Annotated in this window: 25 protein-coding genes; 10 read left to right on the forward strand and 15 right to left on the reverse strand. The window is 61.2% G+C overall.

What is annotated here, in order from left to right:
• Positions 1 to 73 precede the first annotated feature (73 nt).
• Complete coding sequence (locus tag AC0ZWN_RS21435) at positions 74 to 1,957, forward strand: TonB-dependent receptor domain-containing protein (RefSeq protein ID WP_476336432.1); 1,884 nt, start codon at positions 74 to 76, stop codon at positions 1,955 to 1,957.
• A gap of 110 nt (positions 1,958 to 2,067) precedes the next feature.
• Here AC0ZWN_RS21435 and AC0ZWN_RS21440 read toward each other — a convergent pair whose 3' ends face one another.
• From AC0ZWN_RS21440 to nrdR, 12 genes are all read right to left on the reverse strand, one after another.
• Positions 2,068 to 2,868 (reverse strand): cobalamin-binding protein, encoded by an 801-nt coding sequence (locus AC0ZWN_RS21440; protein WP_476336433.1) that lies wholly within the window; start codon positions 2,866 to 2,868, stop codon positions 2,068 to 2,070.
• Positions 2,868 to 3,287: an MFS transporter gene (locus AC0ZWN_RS21445; RefSeq protein ID WP_322844955.1), complete on the reverse strand. Its 420-nt coding sequence runs from the start codon at positions 3,285 to 3,287 to the stop codon at positions 2,868 to 2,870. The genes AC0ZWN_RS21440 and AC0ZWN_RS21445 overlap by 1 nt, the downstream gene beginning before the upstream one ends.
• The gene (ribA, locus tag AC0ZWN_RS21450) at positions 3,284 to 3,901 is read right to left on the reverse strand and encodes a GTP cyclohydrolase II (RefSeq protein ID WP_016984117.1); all 618 of its coding nucleotides are present in this window, start codon (positions 3,899 to 3,901) and stop codon (positions 3,284 to 3,286) included. Before ribA ends, AC0ZWN_RS21445 begins: the two co-directional genes overlap by 4 nt.
• Before the next feature lie 148 nt (positions 3,902 to 4,049).
• Entirely contained in the window at positions 4,050 to 4,787 is a 738-nt protein-coding gene (locus AC0ZWN_RS21455) for a substrate-binding periplasmic protein (RefSeq protein ID WP_476336435.1), read from the reverse strand.
• Between the two features lie 37 nt (positions 4,788 to 4,824).
• Positions 4,825 to 5,328 (reverse strand): phosphatidylglycerophosphatase A family protein, encoded by a 504-nt coding sequence (locus AC0ZWN_RS21460; RefSeq protein ID WP_007910933.1) that lies wholly within the window; start codon positions 5,326 to 5,328, stop codon positions 4,825 to 4,827.
• The gene (gene thiL, locus AC0ZWN_RS21465; protein WP_460089063.1) at positions 5,325 to 6,290 is read right to left on the reverse strand and encodes a thiamine-phosphate kinase; all 966 of its coding nucleotides are present in this window, start codon (positions 6,288 to 6,290) and stop codon (positions 5,325 to 5,327) included. Before thiL ends, AC0ZWN_RS21460 begins: the two co-directional genes overlap by 4 nt.
• A 27-nt stretch (positions 6,291 to 6,317) precedes the next feature.
• The gene (gene nusB, locus AC0ZWN_RS21470; RefSeq protein WP_008053839.1) at positions 6,318 to 6,818 is read right to left on the reverse strand and encodes a transcription antitermination factor NusB; all 501 of its coding nucleotides are present in this window, start codon (positions 6,816 to 6,818) and stop codon (positions 6,318 to 6,320) included.
• Positions 6,815 to 7,291, reverse strand: coding sequence for a 6,7-dimethyl-8-ribityllumazine synthase (ribH, locus tag AC0ZWN_RS21475; protein WP_003228649.1), 477 nt, complete (start codon positions 7,289 to 7,291; stop codon positions 6,815 to 6,817). The genes nusB and ribH overlap by 4 nt, the downstream gene beginning before the upstream one ends.
• A 91-nt stretch (positions 7,292 to 7,382) precedes the next feature.
• Entirely contained in the window at positions 7,383 to 8,474 is a 1,092-nt protein-coding gene (gene ribBA, locus AC0ZWN_RS21480; RefSeq protein ID WP_039761895.1) for a bifunctional 3,4-dihydroxy-2-butanone-4-phosphate synthase/GTP cyclohydrolase II, read from the reverse strand.
• A 16-nt stretch (positions 8,475 to 8,490) separates the two neighbouring features.
• On the reverse strand, positions 8,491 to 9,153 hold the full coding sequence (locus tag AC0ZWN_RS21485; protein WP_093434480.1) for a riboflavin synthase: 663 nt from the start codon (positions 9,151 to 9,153) through the stop codon (positions 8,491 to 8,493).
• Between the two features lie 47 nt (positions 9,154 to 9,200).
• Positions 9,201 to 10,334: a bifunctional diaminohydroxyphosphoribosylaminopyrimidine deaminase/5-amino-6-(5-phosphoribosylamino)uracil reductase RibD gene (ribD, locus tag AC0ZWN_RS21490; RefSeq protein WP_476336436.1), complete on the reverse strand. Its 1,134-nt coding sequence runs from the start codon at positions 10,332 to 10,334 to the stop codon at positions 9,201 to 9,203.
• On the reverse strand, positions 10,331 to 10,795 hold the full coding sequence (gene nrdR, locus AC0ZWN_RS21495; RefSeq protein WP_007910946.1) for a transcriptional regulator NrdR: 465 nt from the start codon (positions 10,793 to 10,795) through the stop codon (positions 10,331 to 10,333). The genes ribD and nrdR overlap by 4 nt, the downstream gene beginning before the upstream one ends.
• Before the next feature lie 128 nt (positions 10,796 to 10,923).
• On the opposite strand from nrdR, the gene AC0ZWN_RS21500 reads away from it, so the two are divergent.
• From AC0ZWN_RS21500 to trxA, 3 genes are all read left to right on the forward strand, one after another.
• Complete coding sequence (locus tag AC0ZWN_RS21500; RefSeq protein ID WP_095048847.1) at positions 10,924 to 11,388, forward strand: YbaY family lipoprotein; 465 nt, start codon at positions 10,924 to 10,926, stop codon at positions 11,386 to 11,388.
• Complete coding sequence (locus tag AC0ZWN_RS21505) at positions 11,385 to 12,038, forward strand: class I SAM-dependent methyltransferase (RefSeq protein WP_460089065.1); 654 nt, start codon at positions 11,385 to 11,387, stop codon at positions 12,036 to 12,038. Before AC0ZWN_RS21500 ends, AC0ZWN_RS21505 begins: the two co-directional genes overlap by 4 nt.
• A 162-nt stretch (positions 12,039 to 12,200) precedes the next feature.
• A complete protein-coding gene (gene trxA / locus AC0ZWN_RS21510; protein ID WP_476336438.1) occupies positions 12,201 to 13,073 on the forward strand; it encodes a thioredoxin in 873 nt (290 codons plus the stop codon).
• Positions 13,074 to 13,161: 88 nt separating this feature from the next.
• Here the strand turns inward: trxA and AC0ZWN_RS21515 are convergent, their stop codons facing one another.
• Positions 13,162 to 13,521, reverse strand: coding sequence for a hypothetical protein (locus tag AC0ZWN_RS21515; RefSeq protein ID WP_476336440.1), 360 nt, complete (start codon positions 13,519 to 13,521; stop codon positions 13,162 to 13,164).
• A gap of 135 nt (positions 13,522 to 13,656) precedes the next feature.
• Here AC0ZWN_RS21515 and AC0ZWN_RS21520 point away from each other — a divergent pair, with 135 nt between their 5' ends.
• The 5 genes from AC0ZWN_RS21520 (at position 13,657) to AC0ZWN_RS21540 (ending at position 17,845) form a co-directional block, all read left to right on the forward strand.
• Entirely contained in the window at positions 13,657 to 14,250 is a 594-nt protein-coding gene (locus AC0ZWN_RS21520) for a DUF2796 domain-containing protein (protein WP_476336441.1), read from the forward strand.
• A gap of 140 nt (positions 14,251 to 14,390) precedes the next feature.
• Positions 14,391 to 15,101, forward strand: a complete 711-nt coding sequence (locus AC0ZWN_RS21525; protein WP_476336442.1) for an ABC transporter ATP-binding protein — start codon at positions 14,391 to 14,393, stop codon at positions 15,099 to 15,101.
• Position 15,102: 1 nt separating this feature from the next.
• Positions 15,103 to 16,368 (forward strand): ABC transporter permease, encoded by a 1,266-nt coding sequence (locus AC0ZWN_RS21530; RefSeq protein WP_093434459.1) that lies wholly within the window; start codon positions 15,103 to 15,105, stop codon positions 16,366 to 16,368.
• An 11-nt stretch (positions 16,369 to 16,379) separates the two neighbouring features.
• Entirely contained in the window at positions 16,380 to 16,898 is a 519-nt protein-coding gene (locus AC0ZWN_RS21535; protein WP_476336443.1) for a DUF3299 domain-containing protein, read from the forward strand.
• Between the two features lie 248 nt (positions 16,899 to 17,146).
• The gene (locus tag AC0ZWN_RS21540) at positions 17,147 to 17,845 is read left to right on the forward strand and encodes an OmpW/AlkL family protein (protein ID WP_476336445.1); all 699 of its coding nucleotides are present in this window, start codon (positions 17,147 to 17,149) and stop codon (positions 17,843 to 17,845) included.
• Between the two features lie 481 nt (positions 17,846 to 18,326).
• Here the strand turns inward: AC0ZWN_RS21540 and AC0ZWN_RS21545 are convergent, their stop codons facing one another.
• Positions 18,327 to 19,259, reverse strand: a complete 933-nt coding sequence (locus AC0ZWN_RS21545) for an NAD-dependent epimerase/dehydratase family protein (RefSeq protein WP_476336447.1) — start codon at positions 19,257 to 19,259, stop codon at positions 18,327 to 18,329.
• Complete coding sequence (locus AC0ZWN_RS21550) at positions 19,252 to 20,136, reverse strand: sugar nucleotide-binding protein (RefSeq protein WP_049802170.1); 885 nt, start codon at positions 20,134 to 20,136, stop codon at positions 19,252 to 19,254. The genes AC0ZWN_RS21545 and AC0ZWN_RS21550 overlap by 8 nt, the downstream gene beginning before the upstream one ends.
• A gap of 236 nt (positions 20,137 to 20,372) precedes the next feature.
• On the opposite strand from AC0ZWN_RS21550, the gene AC0ZWN_RS21555 reads away from it, so the two are divergent.
• The gene (locus AC0ZWN_RS21555; protein WP_476336449.1) at positions 20,373 to 24,632 is read left to right on the forward strand and encodes a DEAD/DEAH box helicase; all 4,260 of its coding nucleotides are present in this window, start codon (positions 20,373 to 20,375) and stop codon (positions 24,630 to 24,632) included.
• The last annotated feature ends 101 nt before the right edge of the window (positions 24,633 to 24,733 follow it).

Here is a 24,733-nt window from a genome sequence, read left to right on the forward strand (position 1 = left end):
GGCGAATGGTCGCTCCCACAGTGGTTTATGAACTTTCAAAATTGAACTCGCCCTACGCGTCAACGGACCACCGATGAACCTCTCGCGCCTCGCCCTGCCCTTCCTCCTGCTGCCGACCGCCAACGCCCTCGCCGACACCTTCGAACGTGAGCAAGCCCTGAAGCTGCCGGACATGCTGATCTCCGCCAACCGCCAGGTAGAAGCCCGCAACGACAGCAGCGCCGCCAACACGGTGTTCACCCGCGAAGACATCGACCGCCTGCAGCCGAGTGACGTGCCGGACCTGCTGCGTCGCGTCCCTGGTGTGCAAGTGGCGCAGGGCGGCGGACGTGGCAGTCTGCCGGGGATCTATATTCGCGGTACGCAGTCGGCGCAGAGTCTGGTGCTGGTCGACGGCCAGCGCATTGGCAGTTCGACGTCCGGTGACAGCAACCTGCAGCATCTGAACATCGAGCAGATCGAGCGGGTGGAAGTGCTGCGCGGTTCGCGTTCGGTGATTTACGGCAGCGATGCGATTGGCGGGGTGATTCAGATCTTCACCCGGCGCGGCACTGAGCAAGGTTTGCAGCCACGGATGCACGTCGGTTTCGGCAGCAACCAGACCTGGGAGCGCAGCCTCGGCTTGTCCGGGGGCGACGAGAAAACCCGTTTCAACCTCGGCGCCAGCCTTGATGAAACCGCCGGAGGTGACCGTACTCACCAGTCGTACCCAAGCGATGCCGATCACGACGCCTACCGCAATCAGTCCGTTAGCCTGAGCCTCAGCCATGCGCTGAGCGATGACATCGAAGTCGGCGCCAATCTGCTGGATAACCGCGGCAAGAACGAGTTCGACAACCCGTTCGGCCGCTTCGACATGAACACCTTCGAATCGGTCCAACAGCAGCCTTACAGCGATTTCAATGTCAGTAGCGTCAGCAGTTACGTCGATGCCCGGGTCAACGAGATCTGGAAAACCCGCGTCGAGTTCGGCCATACCGAGAACCGCGAGAAGAGCCTCGACAAGCTCAGCGACGAACGCACGGTGTTCAACACCTACCGCGACTCGGTGAACTGGCAGAACGATCTGACGCTGGACGCACGCAACAGCCTGATTCTCGGCGGCGACTGGTACGAAGACCGGGTCAACAGCAGCACCGCATTCGACGAAAACAGCCGCTGGAACCGCGCCGCATTCATCCAGCACCGTTATCAAGCCGACAGCTTCTCCACGGAACTGGGTCTGCGTCACGACGACAACCAGCAATTCGGCAGCCAGGACACCTGGAGCGGCACGTTCACATTGCCGCTGAACCCGGACAACGACCTGTTGCTGAGCTATAGCGAAGGCTTTCGTGCGCCGACTTTCAACGATCTGTACTACCCCGACTTCAGCAACCCGGATTTGAAACCGGAAACCTCGAAAAGCTATGAGTTGCAGTGGCGCAGTCAGTTGACTGACAGCAGCCGTCTGGAGGCGTCGATCTATCGTACGGATCTGGAAGACGCGATCATTTTCGGCAGTAACTCACGCCCGGAAAACGTCGCTTCGGCGCGGATCAACGGTTTTGAAGCAGCGCTGAAGCAGGAACTGTTCGACTGGCAGAGCAACCTTGGCGTATCGATCATTGATCCGCGCGACCGTGATACTGGCCACACCCTGGCCCGGCGTGCGCGGCGCACGTTGAGTTGGGATCTCGATCGACAATTTGATCAAGTCAGCTTCGGCGCCAGTTGGCAGGCGGTCAGCAGCAGTTATGACGACCTGAAAAATGAAAACCCGCTGGGTGGTTATGCGTTGTTCGGCTTGCGCAGCAGTTGGGCGTTGAACCGCGAGATCAAGCTGGATCTGAAGATCGATAACGTTTTCGACAAAGGTTACAGCCGCGCGAACTACAGCTATGACGGCAGCCAGTATGGTTATCGCGAGGAAGGTCGGATGTGGATGTTTGGGGTGACTTGGACTCCCCAGCTTTGATTTGAATCTTCGGTGATTTGACTGACCCCTTCGCGAGCAGGCTCGCTCCCACATTTGGAATGCAATCCTCCTGTGGGAGCGAGCCTGCTCACGAAGAAGTCACCGCGATTTCAGCGGTCAGGCGCGATCAATTGGCAGAGTTTGGCGGTAGCGCTGATCATTTGGCCACTTGGGCGTTCGAGACCTTTGTCGGTGACCAACAGTAATTTTTCCTGCTTCACCGCCGCCACCTGTGGCCAGGCTTTCCACGCATTCAGTTGCGCCTGATCACTCGCCAGAATCACTTCAGGGTCGCGCTGCAACACTGCCTCAATACTCACCTGCGGCGCCGGCAAACTCAGGTCGGCGAACACATTGCGCGCCCCGCACACCTCAAGCGCATCGCTGATAATCTGCCCGCCACCGACGGTGTACAGCGGTTTGTCCCAGACCTGATAGAAGACCCGCAACGGCACGTCCCGGCGATAGCGCTGGCGCAACTCCACGAGTCGTTGGCGCAACGCCGCCGCCCGTTTCACCCCACGTTCAGGTCGCCCCAATTGCGCGGCAATGGCTTCAATCTGAGTGGTGAGTTGTTCAAGTGAATGCGGTTCGGCGACGAAGGTCGGGATGCCCAAGCGCTTCAGTTGATCACGCTGCGCCGGGCCGACACTGCCGGGCCACAGCAACAACAAATCAGGTTTGAGGCTCAGTAACCGCTCCATGTCGAGCTGACCATAGCGGCCGACAGAAGGAATGCTGGCAATCGCCGCTGGCCGCTCACCGGCATCAAGCACACCGACCAACAAATCAGCCGAATCCAGCTCAACGACAATTTCAGAAAGTGACGGCGCGAGGCTGACCACCCGCAGGCCCGCCAGCACCGGAGCCGAGACCGCTAGCAGCAGGACCGCCAGCCAGAGGCGGCGCATCAACCGAGTTGACGCGGGATACGGTAGAGATAAAACAGCACCGCCGTGGACAACGCCAGCAGCATCAACGGTACGGCTTCAAGACCGACAAACACCGCCAGTGCGCCGATCCACGCCGGCAAGGCTGCCGCGAGAAAAGCCGAACGACGACGTGCTGCAAGCGCAATCCACGCGGCCGGTTCATCCGGGGTATCGAGGGCTTTTTGCGTGGCGATCAGCGCATGTTTATAACGGCCAAAAAATTTCAGGCTGACAAACATCGATGCCACGCCGGCAATAAAGAACGGCATCGCCAGCACAGGGAGAATGCCTTCGCCCTGACCGAACAACGCGTTGAGTACGAACAGCGGCACCAGCGCCAGTGCGAGGTATTTCCACCAATCAACCGATAACCGGCGCCGCACCTGACCCCGCGTCACGCGCGATCGACCTCGCCCTGATGCTCGTTGCCCATCATGTGGTCGAGCTTGCTGGCCTTGGTCGCCAGATAGAGTTTGTTGTGGGGGTTGTGACCGGTGTGCAGCGGCACGCGCTCGGCGACAGTAATGCCCATATCGGTCAAGGCTTTGACCTTGCGCGGGTTGTTGGTCATCAGGCGCAGGGATTTCACGCCCAGATGCTCGAGCATCGGCAGGCACATGGCGTAGTCACGCTGATCAGCGGCAAAGCCCAGACGCTCGTTGGCTTCAACGGTGTCGGCGCCACCATCCTGCAACTCGTAGGCACGGATCTTGTTCAACAAGCCGATGCCACGACCTTCCTGACGCAGGTACAGCAACACACCACGACCTTCACGGGCGATGGCTTTAAGCGCGCCTTCCAGTTGCGAACCGCAGTCGCAACGCTGGCTGAACAAGGCATCGCCGGTCAGGCATTCGGAGTGCAACCGGCCGAGTACCGGGGCACCGTCGGCAATTTCACCCAGGCTCAGCACGACGTGCTCGCGGCCGGTGGCTTCATCGAGAAAACCGTGCATGGTGAATTGCGCAAAAGGCGTTGGCAGCTTGGAAGCGGCGACAAAGACGACAGGCACCGGTGTGCTCCTGATCTAAAGAGTCTGAAAATTCGCAGGCCGGCATTGTAACAGCAGGTTCCTACCGGCGCTTAGGCTGAATTATCGGGCATAACGATCAAAAAGTTTGATAACAACTGAGTTGCCTCGCTCCCACAGGGGTAAGTGGTCAGTTCGAGTTGAAAGGATACGGCTGCTGCCACTTCTCGAAGATCGGCTTCAACTCGCCGCTCTTCACCAACTGCTCCATACGCCGGTCATACAGCGCCATCAGCGCTCGCGCCTGTGGCGTGTCGGCAAAGCCGAGAAACAGCGGCAGCTCGGCCAGGTGTGAATAGCGATACTGCGCCGGATCGGCTGCGGTTTTCACCACGGCTTCAATCTCGGTCAGCGCATCGATGTAGTAATCCGCCCGCCCCTGCTTGAGCATCGACAGGATCCCGCTACGCCGCTCGATCTGGTTGTAGCGCTTGATATTCGGCAAGAAGTTTTCGTAGCGATAACCGCGCACCCAGGCCAGGCGATACTTGCCCAGCGTCGCTTCGGTAGGCGCCGGATTACTCGCCAGGCCCAATGCGTAAATGTGGTCGGAATCGAAATTCCAGTGCGGGTACAGGACCTGCTCGGCTTCGTCACGGTAGGAGCCGACCAGCGCGTCGACTTCCTTCAATTGCACCAGCCCGACCGAGCGGGTGTAAGGCACGCTGCGAATGTCCAGCTTGACCCCGGCCGGTTCGAACACTTTGCGCAGCACGTCCCAGCCCAGGCCATGGCCGTCAGCGGCGGTGTAGTCTTCCCAGTCTTCGCTGGCCAGATGGATGACCGCCGGCGTCGGCGCAGCTTCCTGCGCACCCACCACGGAGTTCAGCAAAGCCAAAACCACTAGCGCCAACCAGCGTCGAGCCATCCCTAGTCCCCTCACTTGACCCTGATATCCCTTGGACTCAGGCGAAAATCCACACCAGTCCCTGCATCGCCAGCCAGGCGAACACGCCGGCCAGCACGTCGTCGAGCATGATGCCGACGCCGCCATGCACGTGCCGGTCGATCCAGCGGATCGGCCATGGCTTGAGAATGTCGAAGAAACGGAATACGAGGAAACCCGCGAGCAACCAGTACCAGCCTTCCGGCACCAGCCACAAGGTGATCCACATCCCGACCATTTCGTCCCAGACGATGCCTTCGTGGTCGTGTACCCGCAGATCGTCAGCGACTTTGCCGCACAGCCAGAAGCCGAACAGCATGGTGATCCCGAGCATCAGCCAGTAACCCCAGTCGGGCAACATCTGCCATAACGGGATAAAGGGTAGCGCAACCAGCGAGCCCCACGTTCCCGGCGCCTTGGGCAAGGTGCCGGAACCGAAGCCGAACGCGAGGAAATGCCAGGGATTGCGCCAGACCGACGGCGGAACGAATTCGGCCGGAACCTGTTTCGGGTGATCTGTCACGGTGTCTCCTGAAAATGTTGATAACCCCGGATTTGCGGGGTGATGTCGTGACCTTCGCGATCCAGCAGGACCACGCCCTGACCTTCGGACACTCGACCGATCACATGGATCGGCCAGCCATTGGCCAGCAGCGCCGGCAACTCGACAGACGGCAAGGTGAACGCCAGCACGTAATCATCGCCACCGCTCAGCGCAGCACGCTCGGCGCCGCGCTGACCGAGAAACGCCACTAATGCATCCGACAGCGGTACGCGCTCGCGTTCAATCTCAAGTCGGACCTTTGAGGCCAGCGCGATATGGCCGCAGTCGGCGAGTAATCCATCGGAGATGTCCAGCGCCGAGGTGGCTTTGCCACGCAGGGCCTGGCCGAGGGCGAGTTGCGGTTGTGGCGACCAGTAATGATCAAGCAGCGGTTGGGCGACGTTCGCTTCGGCGTCACGCTGACCGAGCACCAGCGGCAAGGCGCCGGCCGCATTACCAAGTTCGCCACCGACACAGAGCAAGTCGCCCGCCTGCGCACCGCTACGAGTCAGCGCCTGACCCGCAGGCACGCGACCAAACACGGTCACCGTCAGGCTCAACGGCCCGCGCGTGGTATCGCCGCCCACCAGCGCAACGCCGCAGCTCTGCGCCATGCGGTTCAAACCGAGGGCATAGGCTTGCAGCCAATCGGCGGTCACCGTCGGTACAGTCAGGGCAAGGGTAAAGGCAACGGGCGTGGCGCCCATGGCGGCCAGATCGCTGACCGCAACGGCCAGCGAGCGCTGACCGAGCAGAAACGGATCGCAGGGGTCGGCGAAATGCACACCGGCCACCAACGTATCGGTAGAGATTGCCAACTGCTCCCCGGGGGGAACAGCGAGCAAGGCGCAGTCATCGCCGATCCCCAGAGCAACGCCTTCGCCGCCCTGCGCACAAGGCGCGGCGGCGAAGAAATTGCGGATCAGCTCAAACTCGCCCATGGCTGAGACAAAGTGTTCAAGCGCCGATCAGCGCTTGAACGCCTTCACTTCAGCTTCACGCAGGCGCGGGGCCAGCTTGTCGAGCACGCCGTTGACGAACTTGTGGCCGTCGGTCGAACCGAAGACTTTCGCCAGCTCGATACCTTCGTTGATCACCACGCGGTACGGCACGTCGACGCGCTTGAGCAGTTCCCAGGTCGACAGGCGCAGCACGGCCAGTTCAACCGGGTCCAGCTCTTCGATCGTCAGATCCAGGCAAGGCGTCAGAGCGGTGTCGATCTCGGTCTTGAACTGCGGAACCCCGTGGAGGATTTCGCGGAAGTAGGCACCGTCGACATCGGTGAAATCGTTATCAACGCGAAACTGCGCTTCGATCTCGTTCAGCGATTGCTTGGCCATGTGCCACTGGTACAGCGCTTGAGTCGCGAGCTGACGGGCTTCGCGACGCTTGACGCTTTTCGAGGGCTTGCCGGCATCCGCAGGTTTCGGATCGCGCGGGTTGAAACGATCGCTTTCGTCGCTAATCACTTGGCCTCCAACTGCGCCAGCAGGCTGACCATTTCCAGAGCGGACAGGGCAGCTTCGGCACCTTTGTTACCGGCCTTGGTGCCGGAACGTTCGATGGCTTGCTCGATGGAATCAACGGTCAGGACGCCGAAGGCAACCGGAACGCCGAACTCCATGGACACCTGGGCCAGCCCCTTGGTGCACTCGCCTGCCACGTATTCGAAGTGCGGAGTACCGCCACGAATGACCGCGCCGAGGGCGATGATGGCTGCGAATTCACCTTTCTGGGCGACTTTCTGCGCAACCAGCGGGATTTCGAAGGCGCCAGGTGCGCGGATGATGGTGATGTCGCTTTCGCTCACGCCGTGGCGAACCAGGGCATCAACTGCACCGCTGACCAGGCTTTCAACAACGAAGCTGTTGAAGCGGCCCACTACCAAAGCGTAGCGGCCTTTAGGGGCGATGAAGGTACCTTCGATGGTCTTCAGGGTCATTCGTCAGTTCTCTTAAAGAGCCGGGACGCGTCTGCTACGCGTCCCTCAGTGATTTATTTGCCGCGAATCGGAGACCGGAAACAACCGGTCATTATTCGGAGGGCACGTATTCTACAACTTCCAGATCGAAACCGGATATCGCATTAAATTTCATTGGCGCAGACATCAAACGCATTTTGCGCACACCGAGGTCACGCAGAATCTGCGAACCGGCACCGACGATGCTGTAAGTGGTCGGTTTTTTCGGCGCTGCCTGCTCGCCCGTTTCACGGATATGTGCCAGCAGCACATCGCCATCGAGCGGGTGACCAAGCAACAACACGACACCGCTGCCCGCCTCGGCCACCGCAGCCATGGCGGCGCGCAGGCTCCAGCGGCCCGGTTGTTTGACCATCAGCAGGTCGCGCAGCGGATCCATGTTGTGCACCCGAACCAGGGTCGGCTCTTCGGCGCAAACAGTGCCCAGCGTAAGGGCCATGTGCACATCGCCTTCCACCGAATCACGATAGGTCACCAGGTTGAATTGACCCAGTTCGCTGTCCAGTGGCTGCTCGGCAATCCGCTGAACGGTACGTTCGTGGATCATCCGGTAGTGAATCAGGTCGGCGATGGTGCCGATCTTGATGTTGTGCTCAGCAGCGAACGCTTCCAGTTCAGCGCGACGGGACATGGTGCCGTCGTCGTTCATCACTTCGCAGATCACGCCACTTGGCTCGAAACCGGCCATGCGCGCGAGGTCGCAAGCCGCTTCGGTGTGGCCGGCACGAGCGAGGGTGCCGCCGGCCTGGGCCATCAGCGGGAAAATATGGCCCGGGCTGACGATGTCTTCAGCCTTGGCGTCTTTGGCGGCCGCCGCTTGCACGGTGCGCGCACGGTCGGCGGCGGAAATGCCAGTGGTTACGCCTTCGGCGGCTTCGATCGACACGGTGAACTTGGTGCCGAAACCGGAACCGTTGCGCGGCGCCATCAGCGGCAGCTTCAACAGTTCGCAGCGCTCGCGGCTCATCGGCATGCAGATCAGACCACGGGCGTGCTTGGCCATGAAGTTGATGTGCTCGGCCTGGCAGCATTCGGCGGCCATGATCAGGTCGCCTTCGTTCTCACGGTCTTCGTCATCCATGAGGATGACCATCTTGCCTTGGCGGATGTCTTCAACCAGTTCTTCGATGCTATTGAGCGCCACAAGGCACCCCCTTCAGTCAGGATTTGAGGTAGCCGTTGGCGGCCAGAAAGCTTTCGGTGATGCCACCAGCGCTCGGCTCTGCGGCCTTGTCGCCGAGGAGCAGACGCTCCAGATACCGCGCCAGCAAATCAACTTCCAGATTCACCCGGCGACCTGGCTTGTACGACGCCATGATGGTTTCGCTCAGGGTGTGCGGAATGATCGTCAGCATGAATTCGGCGCCATCGACGGCGTTCACGGTCAGGCTGGTGCCGTCGACAGTGATCGAGCCTTTATGGGCGATGTACTTGGCCAGTTCCTTCGGCGCGCGAATGCGAAATTCCACGGCGCGGGCATTGTCGCTGCGCGAGACGATTTCGCCGACACCGTCGACGTGGCCGCTGACCAGGTGCCCGCCGAGACGGGTGGTCGGGGTCAGGGCTTTTTCCAGATTGACCGGGCTGCCGCTTTTCAGGTCGTTCATGGCGGTGCAGTCGAGGGTTTCACGGCTGACGTCGGCGGCAAAGCCGTCGCCCGGCAGCTCAACAGCGGTCAGGCAGACGCCGTTGACCGCGATGCTGTCGCCGAGTTTGACGTCGCTCAGGTCGAGCTTGCCGGTGGCGACGTGGACCCGCACATCACCGCCCTTTGGGGTCAATGCGCGGATACTGCCGATGGATTCGATGATGCCGGTAAACATGGGGTTCTCCTTGAGAACTGGGCCAGCGCTAACGCGATGGCCGGGAATTATACGCTCGCCGAAAGGACAGGGATGGCAGTGACTCGCCAGTCATCGCCCACCGCGCGAATTTCAGTGATTTTCAGCTCCGGCGCATCCTTCATATAAGCCAGCGGCCAGTCCAGCAGCGGCCGCGCCGAAGAACCGAGGAACTTGCCGGCGATGAAGATCACGAATTCGTCGACCAGACCGAGCTGAGCAAAAGCTCCTGCCAGACGCGGGCCGGCTTCGACCAGCACCTCGTTGACGTCACGCTTGGCCAGTTCGATCAGCAATTGATGCAGATCGACCTGACCGTCATCACCCGGCACGATCAGGCACTCGGGGCCATGCGCGTATTGCTCTTCGATCGCGACACAGGTGGCGACCAATGCCGGGCCAGCCTTGAAGAACGGCGCATCCAGCGGCACCCGCAGGCGACCGTCGATCAGCACGCGCAGCGGCGGTCGGCTCATGGCCAGCGCGGTTTGCTCGGCATCCAGACCCAACTCTTCAGCACGCACGGTCAAACGCGCGCCATCGGCCAGCACGGTGTCGGCGCCGGTCAGCACCACGGCGGCCTGAGCGCGCAAACGCTGAACGGCCGAACGTGCGGCGGGACCGGTGATCCACTGGCTCTCGCCGCTTTCCATGGCTGTCCGACCATCGAGACTCATAGCCAACTTGACCCGCACGAACGGCAAGCCGTGCTCCATGCGTTTCAGAAAACCTTGATTGAGCTGGCGCGCCTCGGCTTCGAGCACGCCGCTTTCGGTAGCAATGCCGGCATCGGCCAAGCGCTGCAGACCACGTCCGGCAACTTGCGGGTTCGGATCGCGCATCGCTGCCACCACCCGGGCAACCCCGGCATTCACCAGTGCTTCGGCACACGGCGGCGTGCGGCCATGGTGGCTGCACGGTTCCAGCGTCACATAAGCGGTCGCGCCCCGGGCCAATTCACCGGCGGCGCGCAGGGCGTGGACTTCGGCGTGCGGTTCGCCGGCGCGCTCATGCCAGCCTTCGCCGACGATCTGCCCATCACGCACCACCACGCAGCCGACCCGAGGATTGGGATGGGTGGTGTAATGACCTTTGCGCGCCAGTTCCAGCGCGCGGGCCATGAAGTGAGCGTCGAGGATGGCCTGCTCGCCGGCGCTGGTCATTCTTTCACCGGTTCGCGGGCGAGGCGGTCGATTTCTTCACGGAACTCGTTAAGGTCCTGGAAGCGTTTGTACACCGACGCGAAGCGGATGTAGGCGACTTCATCAAGCTTTTGCAACTCAGCCATCACCAGTTCGCCGACCACGAGGGATTTAACCTCGCGCTCGCCGGTGGCGCGCAGCTTGTGCTTGATGTGAACCAGGGAGGATTCGAGGCGCTCGACGCTCACCGGACGTTTCTCCAGGGCGCGTTGCATCCCGGCGCGGAGTTTTTCTTCGTCGAACGGTTGGCGGCTGCCGTCGGTTTTGATCAGGCGCGGCAACACCAGTTCGGCCGTCTCGAACGTCGTGAAACGCTCGCCGCAGGCCAGGCATTCACGCCGGCGGCGCACCTGTTCGCCCTCGGCGACCAGACGCGAGTCGATGACCTTGGTGTCGTTGGCACCGCAGAAGGGACAGTGCATGGTGGCTGGCAACAAAAAAAGGGAGGGCCATGGTAGCGCATCCCGGTGGCAAGACAAGCCATAGGCTTTGCGGTATACAGAACGGCATGATCGTTTGATCCATGGATTTCATTTTGCTGGAGCATCCAATGCCGTTACGTCCGCTCGTTTTGCTCAGTCTTTTCAGCCTGCTGGTGGCCTGTGGCAGCGATGCACCCAAGCCCCAGCCGCCAACACCGGGACCTGCCCCGCAGCAAGCGCAGAAAAAAGCCAAAGAGGCTGCCGAACTTGGCCCGCTGCCGGCTTATCAACGGGAATTGAGCGGCACCCTGCAAGGCGTGCCGGCCGGCGCCGAAGTCGAACTGGCGCTGCTGGTGATCGACGAAAAGGATCGCCCGCAACAATTGCTCGCCAGTTCCAGCCTGATCGGCAACAACCAGATCCTGCCGTTCCGCCTGCGCTTCAACCCGGACGCGTTCCCGGCCGGTGCGCGGGTTGAGTTGCGTGGCCGCGCCAGCCAGTCCGGTCAGTTGATTCTGCATCTGCCGTCGCAAACCATCAGCCAGCCGACCTCCCAGGCGCTGGGCCAACTGCAATTTGTCAAAGCACCATGAATGCACCGCTCGACCTGCAACAGGCGTTAGGTGAATTGCTCGGCGACGCCAGACTCAAGGTCTGTGCGTTGCCGGACACTGATTTACAGCTATGGCTGATCGATGGCGACAACATGGATCGCGAATTCAGCCAGGAAGAAATTCAGCGAATTTTGCATGAGCCACCGTATTGGGGTTTCTGCTGGGCCAGCGGTCTGGCGGTGGCGCGTTATCTGACGGAATTTCCCGAGTGGGTGCGCGGCAAGCGTGTGCTGGATTTCGGCGCAGGTTCCGGGATTGCCGGGATCGCGGCGGTGAAGGCCGGGGCGCTGGAGGTGGTGGCGTGCGATCTCGATCCGCTGGCGATTTCCGCGTGTCGGGCGAATGCCGAGCTGAATGATGTACAGATGAGTTATTCGACGGATTTCTTTGCCGAAGCGGATCGGTTTGATCTGATTCTGGTGGCGGACGTGTTGTACGACCGGGCGAACTTGCCGTTGCTCGATGCGTTTTTAAGTCGTGGCCGTGAAGCGCTGGTGGCGGATTCGCGGGTCAGGGATTTTCGCCATCCGCTGTATGAGCGCATTGAAATGCTTGAGGCGATGACCTTGCCCGATCTGGCGGAGCCGGAAGAATTCAGACATGTCAGCCTCTACCATGCGCGGCGCTGATTAAAAGCTTCGCGAGCAGGCTCGCTCCCACATTTGGAATGCGTTTCCCTGTGGGAGCGAGCCTGCTCGCGAAGGCGTCCTGCCAGACAACACATCTCTGCCTTCCGGCCACCCCCCGCCAAGCCGTATAGTTGCCCCATTCACGCTTCTACGAGATCCCCCATGAGTGAGCAAACGCCGTACATCTTCGACGCCACGACGGCCGATTTCGACCAGTCGGTGATCGAGGCTTCCTTCAACAAACCGGTGCTGGTGGATTTCTGGGCCGAATGGTGTGCGCCGTGCAAAGCGTTGATGCCGATGCTGCAAGGCATTGCCGAGAGCTATCAGGGCGAGTTGCTGCTGGCCAAGGTCAACTGCGACATCGAGCAGGACATCGTCGCCCGCTTCGGCATTCGCAGCCTGCCGACCGTAGTGCTGTTCAAGGACGGTCAACCGGTGGACGGTTTTGCCGGTGCACAACCAGAGTCCGCCGTGCGCGCCCTGCTTGAGCCGCACGTGCAGATGCCACCACCGGCTGCCGCTGATCCGTTTGAACAGGCTCAGGCGTTGTTTGATGACGGCCGTTACGCCGATGCCGAGGCAGCGCTGGTGGTGATGCTCACTGAGGACAACACAAACGCCAAGGCACTGATCCTCTACGCGCGCTGCCTGACTGAACGCGGCGAACTGGATGAAGCGCAAACCGTGCTGGATGCGGTAAAAAGCGATGAGCACAAGGCTGCACTGGCCGGGGCCAAGGCGCAGATCAAGTTCCTCGGTCTGGCGCGTGACTTGCCGGATGCTGCCGACCTGAAAGCGCGACTGGCGAAAGATCCGCAGGACGATGAGGCGGTGTATCAACTGGCGATCCAGCAACTGGCGCGTCAGCAGTACGAAGCGGCGCTGGATGCTTTGCTCAAGCTGTTCGTCCGCAACCGCAACTATGGCGAAGGTCTGCCGCACAAGACCTTACTGCAAGTGTTCGAGCTGCTGGGCAATGATCATCCGTTGGTGACGATGTACCGCCGCAAGATGTTTGCTGCGCTTTATTAAGATCAAAAGATCGCAGCCTGCGGCAGCTCCTACATTGGGATCGTGTACACCCTTGTAGGAGATGCCGCTGGCTGCGATCTTTTGCGGTTCACTCGATCCAGCTGTAGAGCGGCGTATCCCCGCCGCTCACCACTTTCACGTCCGCACTGTGGCGCAGGCGCACCAACAAGCGTTTGCCCGCCACCGCGCTGCCGGTCAGCCCTTCCAGTTGATCAAGCAGATCCGGACCGCTGAGCTGCCCGGCCTTGCGCAACAGATTCTTGGCCAACTGCCACAAGGCATCGTCCTGATTCAGCGGTTTCGCCGCCGGGGCGGACGCGACCGCCTCAGATTGAGCAACCGGAGCCTGCCCATTCAGTGCCGAACCGAGCTTCGCCCAGTCCCCGTCATCCAGCTCCACCGTCAAATCCACCGGCACGTCGCCGACGGTTCCGCGTATCCGCAACATTGAGTTCGCTCCCGCACTTTTCTGACCTGCATGCTCCCACGGGACTTGTGCAACGCCAAGCGCACGGGCAAACTCTGCGCACTTTCGTTATAAGATTACATAACAAACTCTTCACTTTACTTCCCGGAGACCGTCATGCGTCGTCTGCTGCTCGCTTTGCCGTTTGCCCTGTTGCCGCTGGCCATCGCCCATGCTGCCGATGAGCACGATCACGACCATGAACACGGCAGCCTCGGTGCGCATGAACATGGTGTTGGCCGTCTGAATGCCGCGCTCGATGGCCAGACCCTTGAGCTGGAGCTGGAAAGCCCGGCGATGAACCTCGTTGGTTTCGAACACGTTGCGACCACGGACGCCGACAAGGCCAAAGTCGCTGCCGCCCGTGCGCAACTGGAGAAACCGCTGACCCTGTTCAGCCTGCCCGCCGCCGCCGGGTGCAAAGTGCTCAGTCAGGAACTGGAAAGCCCGTTGTTCGGCGACAAGCCGGATGCCGATGACCATGACGACGATGAAGCGGACAAGGACGGTCACGAGCATCACCACGACCACAGCGAAATCCACGCGCATTACCAATTCAACTGCGCCACACCGGGTGCGTTGAAGACGCTGGATCTGGCTAACATCTTCAATACCTTCCCGGCGACGCAGAAAATTCAGGTACAACTGATCAGCGCCAGCGGCCAGCAAGGTACCGAAGTGACGGCCAAGGCTGCCTCGCTGAAATTCTAAGCCTCACCGGAATCCCCTTGTGGGAGCGAGCTTGCTCGCGAATGCGATTCGTCAGGCGCCTTTGAATTGACTGATCTGCCGCTTTCGCGAGCAGGCTCGCTCCCACTGGGGTTGTGTGTTCACCTCATGAAACTGGTGCCATGACCCAAGCACTCATCGAACTGTCCGACCTGGGCTTCAAATGGCCCGGTCATCCGCCGCTGCTGGACATCCCGGCGTTTCGTCTGGAAGCCGGCGAAACCCTGTTCCTCAAAGGCCCCAGCGGCAGCGGCAAGACCACCCTGCTCGGTCTGCTCGGCGGCGTGCAGAAACCCGGTCGCGGCAGCATTCGCTTGCTCGGCCAGGAGCTGACCGAACTCTCCGCCGGCGCTCGCGACACCTTCCGCGTCGATCACACCGGCTACATTTTCCAGCAGTTCAACCTGCTGCCGTTTCTTTCGGTACGCGAGAACGTTGAACTGCCGTGTCACTTTTCCAAGCTGCGCGCGCAACGGGCGAAACAGCGCCACGGCAGCGTCGATCAAGCCGCCGCCACCCTGCTCGCCCACCTCGGCTTAAAGGATGAAAGCATCCTCAGCCGTCGCGCCGATTCGCTGTCGATCGGCCAACAGCAGCGGGTCGCTGCCGCGCGTGCCTTGATCGGTCAGCCTGAGCTGGTGATCGCCGACGAACCGACCTCGGCACTGGATTACGACGCCCGGGAAAACTTCATCCGCCTGCTGTTCGCCGAATGCCGCGAGGCAGGATCAAGTCTGCTGTTCGTCAGCCACGACCAGAGCCTGGCGCCGCTGTTCGACCGTCACCTGTCCCTGGCCGAACTCAATCGCGCCGCCACGTCTGCCGAGGTCTGAGATGTATCTGTTTCGTCTGGCCATGGCCAGCCTGGCCAACCGCCGCTTCACCGCTTTGCTCACGGCTTTTGCCATCGCCCTCTCGGTGTGTCTGTTGCTCGCCGTTGAGCGGGTGCGTACCGAGGCCAAAGCCAGTTTCGCCAGTACTATCAGTGGCACCGACCTCATCGTTGGTGCCCGTTCCGGCTCGGTGAACCTGTTGCTGTACTCGGTGTTCCGCATCGGCAACGCCACCAACAACATCCGCTGGGACAGCTTCGAACACTTCGCCAGCAACCCGAAAGTGAAGTGGGCGATCCCGATGTCCCTCGGCGACTCCCATCGTGGCTACCGGGTGATGGGCACTACCGAAGCCTACTTCGAGCATTACCAGTACGGTCGCCAGCAGCATCTGCAACTGGCGGACGGTCGTGCGTTTGCCACCGATCCTTTTGAAGTGGTGCTCGGTGCGGAAGTGGCCGATGCGCTGCATTACAAGCTCGGTGACAAACTGGTGCTGGCCCACGGCGTGGCCGCGATCAGTCTGGTCAAGCACGACGACAAACCGTTCACCGTGGTCGGCATTCTCAAGCGCACCGGCACCCCGGTCGATCGCACATTGCACATCAGCCTCGGCGGCATGGAGGCGATTCATATCGACTGGCACAACGGCGTGCCGGCGCGAGGTAATGGCCGAATCACCGCCGATCAGGCACGCAACATGGACCTGACGCCGCAAGCGATCACCGCATTCATGCTCGGCCTCAACAGCAAGATTTCCACCTTCGCCCTGCAACGCGAGATCAACGAATTCCGTGGCGAACCGATGCTGGCGATTCTGCCGGGTGTAGCCTTGCAGGAGTTGTGGAGCCTGATGAGCACCGCTGAAAAAGCGCTGTTCGTGGTCTCGTTGTTTGTGGTGTTGACCGGGTTGATCGGCATGCTCACGGCGATTCTCACCAGCCTTAACGAACGGCGTCGCGAGATGGCGATCCTTCGTTCGGTCGGTGCGCGTCCTTGGCATATCGCGAGTCTGCTGGTGCTCGAGGCGTTTGCACTGGCGCTGACCGGGGTGATTGCCGGGGTGGCGTTGTTGTACATCGGCATCGCCGCCGCGCAGGGTTATGTACAGGCCAATTACGGTCTGTACCTGCCGCTGGCGTGGCCGAGCGAGTATGAATGGACGCTGCTCGGTGGCATTCTGGCAGCCGCGCTGCTGATGGGCAGCGTGCCGGCCTGGCGCGCTTATCGCCAATCCTTGGCCGATGGCCTGTCGATCCGTTTATGAGGATGTTCACCATGCCCCGCGCTGCACTCGCGCTGCTGTTGCTGATCGCCCTGCCCGCGTGGGCAGCGGCGCCGAAAGACCTGACGTGGTCGGAAATGATTCCGCCGGACGCCGCGCCGGAAGTGCCGAACATGACCCCGCTGCACGACATGTCGAAGATGAGTGATGCGCTGTCCGCCGAGTCCGCGCCAGCGGCCAAGCAGGACCTGCCGAACGCGCCGGTGGTGAAGTCCCTCGACGGTCAGAACATTCGTTTGCCAGGTTATATCGTGCCGCTGGAAGTCAATGAAGAAGGACGCACCACGGACTTTTTGCTGGTGCCGTATTTCGGCGCCTGCATCCACGTGCCGCCACCACCGTCGAACCAGATTGTGCATGTGAAAAGCGAGTTGGGCGTGAAGCTTGATGAGCTGTATCAGCCGTACTGGGTCGAGGGACCGTTGCAGGTCAAAGCGTCGAGCAGCGAACTGGCGGATGCCGGGTATCAGATGGATGCGGACAAGATTTATGTGTATGAACTGCCGGAGTAATTCCCGGTAATTTTGTGCTGTTGCAATGACCCGTTCGCGAGCAAGCTCGCTCCCACAGGTTTCGGTGGTGACCATAAATTTTGTGGTCGACTCGATCAATGTGGGAGCGAGCTTGCTCGCGAAGGGGCCTTCAAAGGTTCCACAGAAACCCGCCCCTTCACTGTTTCATTGAGCTGAGTCAAAAGACCGTATCAGTTGGCTTCGTACCATAGGACATCGAACATTTTTAACGTCCTTTCGGAGCCCCCATGAACAAGTCCTTGCTCAGCGCTTCGCTGTTTGCCCTCGCGCTCGCAGCCCCGCTCGCCCACGCCCACGAAGCCGGTGACATCCTCATCCGCGCCGGTGCGATCACCGTCAACCCGAAAGCCGACAGCTCCACTGTCAAGGTCGATCAGGGTCCGTTGAGCGGCACCAATCTGGGCGGCAAAGCGACCATGAGCAGCGACACTCAATTGGGTCTGAACTTCGCTTACATGCTTACCGATCACGTCGGCCTCGAGTTGCTCGCGGCCACGCCTTTCGAGCATGACGTCAAACTCAAGGGCACTGCCCTGCCAGCGGCCAACGGCAAGCTCGGGACCCTGAAACACTTGCCGCCGACTCTCAGCGTTGTGTACTACCCGCTGGATTCGAAGTCGCCGTTCCAGCCGTATGTCGGTGGCGGTATCAACTACACCTGGATCTATGACGAGCACGTCGGCAGCGAAGCCAGCGCCAACGGTTTCAGCAACTTCAAGGCGAAAAACTCCTGGGGCCTGGCCTGGCAGGTCGGTGCCGACTACATGCTGACCGACAACATCATGCTCAACGCCCAAGTGCGTTACATCGACATCGACACCCGCGCCACCGTCGAAAACAACGCCGTTGCGCCGGGCACTCGCGCACGGGTGAATGTGGATGTGGATCCGTTCATCTACATGGTCGGTTTGGGCTATAAGTTCTAAGTCGATTGACCGAACGTTCACGTGGTGGTGAATGAGGCTTGGTGGTGAGCAGGCATAGAACTGACGGCGACCGTACGCAGTTGATCGGGGGATAACATCCCCTTGCCACAGGAGTAGCGACATATTCCGGCCGTGAAAAAGGCGCCTGTCAAAGGGCGCCTTTTTCACGTCCGCTGGAAACCTGTGGCGTGAGTGGGATTTCCCCCTCACCCCAGCCCTCTCCCTCAGGGAGAGGGGGAAAGGGAGCCGATTTGGGTGCCTTTCAAATCCGAGTTCGACTCGATATTTCAGATCGGTGTATCTCATCCAAACACCTCGGTCAGTCCCCTATCCCCCGGGAGAGGGAGCCGATTTGGGTGCCTTTCAAAACCTGAGTTCGACTCGATATTTCAGGTCGGTGTAACTCGAAAGAACACCTCGGTCAGTCCCCTCGCCCTCTGGGAGAGGGTTAGGCGGGCGGCGTTCCGATGAGGGGCTCTTTTCAGGCACGCCCCAACAACCGCGCCAAACCCACGCTCATCGGCGTCTGCTGCGGCAGCGTGAAGCGTTCCAGCAGACGAGCGTTATTCGCCCGGGAGTGACGGATATCACCGGAACGCGCCGGGCCATAACTGATCGGCGGCAATTCACCGACAACAGCCTGCAGTGCTTCAAGCATCTGCTTGAGGCTCATCGCCTGATTCCATCCAACGTTCACCGGACCGACTTCCACCTCAGGTTTTTCGATGCCCTGTACCAGCAAATCGACCAGGTCTTCGACATAGAGGAAATCGCGCGTTTGCTCACCGTCACCGAACACGGTAATCGGCAAGCCTTTCTGTGCGCGTTCGCTGAAGATGCTGATCACTCCGGAGTACGGCGAGGACGGATCCTGACGTGGGCCGAAGATATTGAAGAAGCGGAAAATCACCGGCTCCAGGCCATGCTGGCGGCGATAGAAATCGAAATAATGTTCGCCCGCCAGCTTGTCCGAAGCGTAAGGCGTCAATGGGGCTTTGGGCGTTTCTTCATCAATCGACTCGCCCTCGCCATTGTTGCCGTACACCGCCGCACTGGAGGCGTACAACACCCGTTTGACCCCGGCCAGACGCATGGCTTCGCAGACATTCAGCGTGCCAATGAAGTTGCTCTGGTGAGTTTTCACCGGATCGTCCACCGAGGCCTGCACCGACGCCACGGCCGCCAGGTGAGCGACTGCGCTGCAGCCTTGCATGGCTCTGGCCACCAGCGTCGCATCGGCGACATCGCCGACAATCAGCTCAACCTTGGAGTTATCCAGCGGCAGGTTGCTGCGCTTGCCGGTCGACAGATCGTCGAGAATGCGCACCGAATGCCCCTTGGCAAGCAAGGCGTCGGTCAGGTGCGAGCCAATGAAGCCGGCTCCGCCGGTGATTAAAACAGTCCCTTCAGCCATGACGGTAGAACCTATCCAGTAAGCCCGGGAGTGCGGCGCGCCAGGCGCGCGGTTTGATCCCGAAAGTGTGCAGAATTTTCTTGCAGGCCAGCACCGCGTGTTGCGGCTCTTCGGCAGCGTCCGGTCGCGCGGCGTGAGCCTGGGCGGTTGGTGCTTCGATCGCTAGGGCGTGCAGGCTGCGCGCTTCGGTCAGAATCGCCTGGCCCAGCGCCAGCGGTGTGGTCGCTTCGTGGCCGGCGTAGTGGTAAGTGCCCCACAGCGGCGCGGCGCAATCGAGTTGTTTGAGCACCGAAATGATCACTCGCGCGGCATCGTCGACCGGCGTCGGATTGCCACGGCGGTCATCGGCCAGCAGCAACTCTTCCGGTTGTTCGGCGCGGGCGAGGAAGCGCCCCAGAGTGCCGTCCGGGCTGTCATCGAGCAACCAGCCAAATCGTAGCAAAACGTGTTGCGGGCAAGTGGCGCGCACACTTTGTTCAATTCGCCACAACGCCTGACCGCGCAAACCCAGTGGCACCGGTTCGTCTTTTTCGCTGTACGCCGTGGCACGCGAACCGTCGAACACCCGATAACTGGAGGGCTGCACGAGGACGATGTTGTGGTGCTGGCACAGTTCGGCCAGACGTTCGATCGCACGTTCCTGCCCGGCCATGCGGCTTTCGCTGACGGTTTCGGCCTGGAACCAGTCGAAATAGTAGGCGAGATTGATCAATGCATCGGGACGGGTGTCGTCGAGCAATTGGGTCAGGCTCGCGGCATCCCAGCCGTTTTCGGGCGGGCGGGGGGCGAGGAAACCGATGTCTTCCTCTGCACCGAGGCGAATCAGCGCCTGCCCAAGGGCATTTCCGCCGCCCAGTAACATAAGGCGCATTCGCATAGAGTCAGCAGGCCCAGTCTGATTGGAACGATGGCTTTAGCGACGGCTCTTGTGAAACCGTCGTCGATAATTGCCGGAATCGTTGCATTTTGCGGGTTTAGTGCGCAACCGTCATCCGTAAAGTGTAGATCGCCGGGATTTGTGTCGTGGCCACTTGCTCGCGAAGAGGTCCGGCCAGACGCTGAAGATCCCAGCGGTACTTGCATCTTCACACCCGCGCCCGCATAACTTAAGCCATGAATCTGCCCATCCCCACGGACGCGGCCCTGGCAGGCTTTCACCCCGCCGTCAGTGCCTGGTTCAGCAACACATTCGCGACGGTCACCGCCGCCCAGGCCCGCGCATGGCCGTTGATCCGCCAGCGCCGTTCGACGCTGATCGCTGCGCCCACCGGCTCCGGCAAAACCCTCACTGCGTTTCTGGCCGTGCTCGACGACCTCGTCCACCGAGGCCTGGAAGATCCCGACGGCCTGCCTGACGAAACCCTGGTGGTCTACGTCTCGCCACTGAAGGCGCTTTCCAACGACATTCGCATCAACCTGCAAAACCCATTGGCGGGGATCACCGAACACCTGCGGCAGATGAATCTGCCTGGGCTGGCAATCACCACCGCCGTGCGCACTGGCGACACCCCGCAAAAAGAACGCGCGGCCATGCGCAAGAACGCGCCGCACATTCTGGTGACCACCCCGGAGTCGCTCTACGTGCTGCTCGGTTCGGAATCGGGACGAAAAATGCTCGGCACCACGCGCACGGTGATCATCGATGAAATCCACGCGATAGCCGCAGGCAAACGCGGCAGTCATCTGGCCCTCAGTCTTGAGCGACTGCAGGCGCTGTGCGGCGAACCGCTGACCCGCATCGGCCTGTCGGCCACGCAGAAACCGGTCGAAGCCGTGGCGCAATTTCTCGTCGGCCATGAGCGCCCCTGCGAAATTATTGACATTGGCCACGCCCGGCCACGGGATCTGGGTATTGAGGTGCCGCCAGTGCCCTTGTCGGCCGTCATGGCCAATGATGTCTGGGAACGGGTCTACGACCGGCTCGCCGAACTTGCGCGCGTGCACCGCACCACGCTGATTTTCGTCAACACCCGGCGCCTGGCCGAACGCCTGAGCCGGCACCTCAGCGAACGCCTGGGCAAACACGCCGTAGCCGCGCACCACGGCAGCCTGGCCAAGGAGTTTCGCCTCGACGCCGAACAACGACTCAAGCGCGGCGAACTGCAGGTATTGATCGCTACCGCCTCGCTGGAACTGGGCATCGATATCGGCGAAGTCGATCTGGTCTGCCAGATTGCCTCACCGCGCTCTATCGCCGGGTTTCTGCAACGTGTTGGCCGCTCCGGGCACCAAGTGGGCGGCACACCCAAGGGCCGTTTGTTCGCCACCACCCGCGACGACTTGATCGAATGCACCGCCCTGCTCGACTGCGTGCGCCGAGGCGAACTCGACACCCTGCACATCCCGGTCGCGCCGCTGGATGTTTTGGCGCAGCAGATCATCGCCGAAGTCAGTTGTCAGGAATGGCCGGAGGACGCCTTGCTGGCGATGTTCCGCCGCGCCTCGCCCTACCGCGACCTCGACGAAAAACACTATCAAGCCCTGCTGAGCATGCTCGCCGAAGGCTACAACGGTCGCCAGGGCATCCGCAGCGCCTACCTGCACCGCGACGCCGTCAGCCGCACCTTGCGTGGCCGTCGCGGTTCACAACTGACCGCCGTGACCAGCGGCGGCACCATTCCCGATAACGCCGACTACAGCGTCATGCTCGAGCCGCAAGGCCTGAACATCGGCAGCGTCAACGAAGACTTCGCAGTGGAAAGTATTGCCGGCGACGTGTTCCAGCTCGGCAACACCTCCTATCGCATCCTGCGCGTGGAAACCGGCAAGGTCCGCGTCGAGGATGCCCACGGCCAGCCGCCGACCATTCCGTTCTGGCTCGGCGAAGCGCCGGGGCGCAGCGATGAATTGTCATCGGCTGTCGCACGTCTGCAAGCACAACTCGATGAACTGCTCAGCGCCAGCCCCGGCGATCTGCAACCGGCACTCGACTGGCTGACACAGACCCTCGGCCTCAACCTCGCTAGCGCCGAGCAACTGGTCGAATACCTGGCCCGCGCCCGCCAAACCCTCGGCGCCCTGCCCTCGCAAGACACGCTGCTGATGGAGCGTTTTTTCGACGAATCCGGCGGCACGCAATTGGTCATCCATTCGCCGTTCGGCAGCCGCATCAACCGCGCCTGGGGCCTGGCCCTGCGCAAGCGTTTCTGCCGCACCTTCAACTTCGAGTTGCAGGCCGCCGCCAGCGAAGACGCGATCGTCCTGTCGCTGTCCACCAGCCACAGCTTCGAACTCGATGACGTCTGGCGTTACCTGCACAGCAACAGCGCCGAGCACATCCTAATTCAAGCCGTACTCGATGCGCCGCTGTTCGGCGTGCGCTGGCGCTGGAATGCAGGGGTGGCACTGGCATTGCCGCGCTTTACCGGTGGGCGCAAAGTTGCGCCACAGTTGCAGCGGATGAAAAGCGAAGACCTGATTGCCAGCGTATTTCCCGATCAGATCGCCTGCCTGGAAAACCTTGCTGGCGAGCGCGAGATTCCCGAACATCCCCTGATTGAGCAAACCCTCGACGATTGCCTGCACGAGGCGATGGACAGCGAGGGCTGGCTCAATCTGCTACGGCGCATGGAGCGTGGCGACGTGCGCTTGATCAGCCGCGACTTGCCGGCGCCCTCGCCGCTCGCCGCAGAAATTCTCAGTGCGCGGCCGTACACCTTTCTCGACGATGCACCGCTGGAAGAACGTCGTACCCAGGCGGTAATCAATCGGCGCTGGAGCGATCCACAATCGACCGATGACCTCGGTGCTCTGGATGCGGACGCGATTGCCGCCGTGTATGAAGAGGCGTGGCCGACGCCGAACGCTGTGGATGAAATGCATGAGGCGCTGATGAGCCTGGCGTGCATCAGCGATGAGGAGGTGCAAACGAACGAAGGCTGGCGTGCATGGCTGGAAAATCTGGCCAGCAGTGGTCGCGCCTGCCGTCTACAGATCGATGCCGAGCATGGCTTGTGGCTGGCCCGCGAACGCCTGACGTGTCTGCAAGCGCTTTATCCACAGGCCAAATTGCAAGCCGAACTGAAGGCGTTGCCGGGATTCGATGAGGCGTGGACGTTCGATGAAGCGCTGGTCGAAGTGATTCGCGCGCGCCTCGGTGCCTTCGGACCGCTGCCGTTATCCGCGATTGCCGAACCGCTCGCGTTGCAGGCCACTGAAGTCCATCAAGCCCTTGCCCAACTGGAGCGCGAAGGTTACGTGCTACGCGGCCAGTTCACGCCCAAGGTCAACATTGAGGAATGGTGCGAACGGCATCTGCTCGCGCGCATTCATCGCTACACGGTCAAGCGCCTGCGCCGGGAAATCGAACCGGTCGCGCTGCAGGATTTCATGCGGTTTCTGTTCGACTGGCAGCATCTGTCGCCCGCAACTCGCGGTCAGGGCAGCGCCGTGTTGCCAGCGATTGTCGGCCAGTTCGAAGGCTACGCGGCGGCCGCTTCGGCGTGGGACAGCGACATTCTTCCGGCCCGCCTCAAAGACTACTCACCGAGCTGGCTGGATGAGCTGTGCCGCAACGGCAAACTGGTGTGGACGCGCCTCAGTGCCCGGCAGAAAGTCAGCGGCACGGCGTTGCGCAGCACGCCGATCGTGCTGCTGCCGCGTAGTCAGGTCGGCCTGTGGAGTGCGTTGGCTGAGCAGACGCCGGTGAGCGAACTGTCGCCGAAAACCCAGAAGGTGTTTGAAGCGCTGAGCCAGCACGGCGCGCTGTTTTTCGATGAGTTGATTCATGAAGCGCGCCTGCTGCGCACCGAACTGGAAATCGCCTTGCAGGAGCTGGTTGGCGCCGGTCTGGTGAACGCCGACAGCTTCGCCGGCCTGCGCGCCTTGATCACCCCGCCGAGCAAACGCCAGCAGCGCAGCAGTCGTCGTGGGCGCGGGGCGTTTGTCGGTGGAATGGATGATGCCGGGCGCTGGGCGTTGTTGCGGCGCGGAACGGCTGTGGATAACAGCGAAACCCTGGAACACGTCGCGATGACATTGTTGCGGCGTTATGGCGTGGTGTTCTGGCGCTTGCTGGAGCGTGAGGCGGACTGGTTGCCGAGCTGGCGCGAATTGTTGCGCACGTTTCATCGGCTGGAAGCACGGGGCGAGATTCGCGGTGGACGATTTGTCAGTGGTTTGGCGGGGGAACAGTTTGCCTTGCCCGAGGCGATTCCATTGTTGCGCGAAGTGCGTCGGCGACCGCATGACGGCAGTCTGGTCGCGGTGTGCGGGGTTGATCCGCTAAATCTCGTCGGGACGTTATTGCCGGGGGTGAAAGTGCCGGCGTTGGTGAGTAATCGGTTGGTGTATCGCGATGGATTGCCGGCGGCGGCGGAGATTGCGGGTAAGCAGCAGTTCTGGCTGGAGCTGGATCAGATCGGCATGGAGTAGGTGCGCGGCAAGCTGATCCGGCATTGAGGTTGGCGGGTCTGGCGCCATCGCGAGCAGGCTCACTCCTACATTTGGAATGCGTTCCCCTGTAGGAGTGAGCC

It is taken from the genome of Pseudomonas sp. 3B-A001-10F (assembly GCF_056313565.1).

What these genes read in the sequence shown, in the direction of transcription:
- AC0ZWN_RS21520 (WP_476336441.1), top strand. Translation starts at nt 13,657, where the DNA reads ATGCGTCGTCTGCTGCTCGCTTTGCCGTTTGCCCTGTTGCCGCTGGCC.
- AC0ZWN_RS21525 (WP_476336442.1), top strand. Translation starts at nt 14,391, where the DNA reads ATGACCCAAGCACTCATCGAACTGTCCGACCTGGGCTTCAAATGGCCC.
- AC0ZWN_RS21485 (WP_093434480.1), bottom strand. Translation starts at nt 9,153, where the DNA reads ATGTTTACCGGCATCATCGAATCCATCGGCAGTATCCGCGCATTGACC.
- ribD (WP_476336436.1), bottom strand. Translation starts at nt 10,334, where the DNA reads ATGACCAGCGCCGGCGAGCAGGCCATCCTCGACGCTCACTTCATGGCC.
- AC0ZWN_RS21550 (WP_049802170.1), bottom strand. Translation starts at nt 20,136, where the DNA reads ATGCGAATGCGCCTTATGTTACTGGGCGGCGGAAATGCCCTTGGGCAG.
- AC0ZWN_RS21500 (WP_095048847.1), top strand. Translation starts at nt 10,924, where the DNA reads ATGCCGTTACGTCCGCTCGTTTTGCTCAGTCTTTTCAGCCTGCTGGTG.
- trxA (WP_476336438.1), top strand. Translation starts at nt 12,201, where the DNA reads ATGAGTGAGCAAACGCCGTACATCTTCGACGCCACGACGGCCGATTTC.
- thiL (WP_460089063.1), bottom strand. Translation starts at nt 6,290, where the DNA reads ATGGGCGAGTTTGAGCTGATCCGCAATTTCTTCGCCGCCGCGCCTTGT.
- AC0ZWN_RS21530 (WP_093434459.1), top strand. Translation starts at nt 15,103, where the DNA reads ATGTATCTGTTTCGTCTGGCCATGGCCAGCCTGGCCAACCGCCGCTTC.
- AC0ZWN_RS21535 (WP_476336443.1), top strand. Translation starts at nt 16,380, where the DNA reads ATGCCCCGCGCTGCACTCGCGCTGCTGTTGCTGATCGCCCTGCCCGCG.
- AC0ZWN_RS21440 (WP_476336433.1), bottom strand. Translation starts at nt 2,868, where the DNA reads ATGCGCCGCCTCTGGCTGGCGGTCCTGCTGCTAGCGGTCTCGGCTCCG.
- AC0ZWN_RS21505 (WP_460089065.1), top strand. Translation starts at nt 11,385, where the DNA reads ATGAATGCACCGCTCGACCTGCAACAGGCGTTAGGTGAATTGCTCGGC.
- ribH (WP_003228649.1), bottom strand. Translation starts at nt 7,291, where the DNA reads ATGACCCTGAAGACCATCGAAGGTACCTTCATCGCCCCTAAAGGCCGC.
- AC0ZWN_RS21545 (WP_476336447.1), bottom strand. Translation starts at nt 19,259, where the DNA reads ATGGCTGAAGGGACTGTTTTAATCACCGGCGGAGCCGGCTTCATTGGC.
- AC0ZWN_RS21435 (WP_476336432.1), top strand. Translation starts at nt 74, where the DNA reads ATGAACCTCTCGCGCCTCGCCCTGCCCTTCCTCCTGCTGCCGACCGCC.
- nrdR (WP_007910946.1), bottom strand. Translation starts at nt 10,795, where the DNA reads ATGCACTGTCCCTTCTGCGGTGCCAACGACACCAAGGTCATCGACTCG.
- AC0ZWN_RS21515 (WP_476336440.1), bottom strand. Translation starts at nt 13,521, where the DNA reads ATGTTGCGGATACGCGGAACCGTCGGCGACGTGCCGGTGGATTTGACG.
- AC0ZWN_RS21540 (WP_476336445.1), top strand. Translation starts at nt 17,147, where the DNA reads ATGAACAAGTCCTTGCTCAGCGCTTCGCTGTTTGCCCTCGCGCTCGCA.
- AC0ZWN_RS21555 (WP_476336449.1), top strand. Translation starts at nt 20,373, where the DNA reads ATGAATCTGCCCATCCCCACGGACGCGGCCCTGGCAGGCTTTCACCCC.
- AC0ZWN_RS21455 (WP_476336435.1), bottom strand. Translation starts at nt 4,787, where the DNA reads ATGGCTCGACGCTGGTTGGCGCTAGTGGTTTTGGCTTTGCTGAACTCC.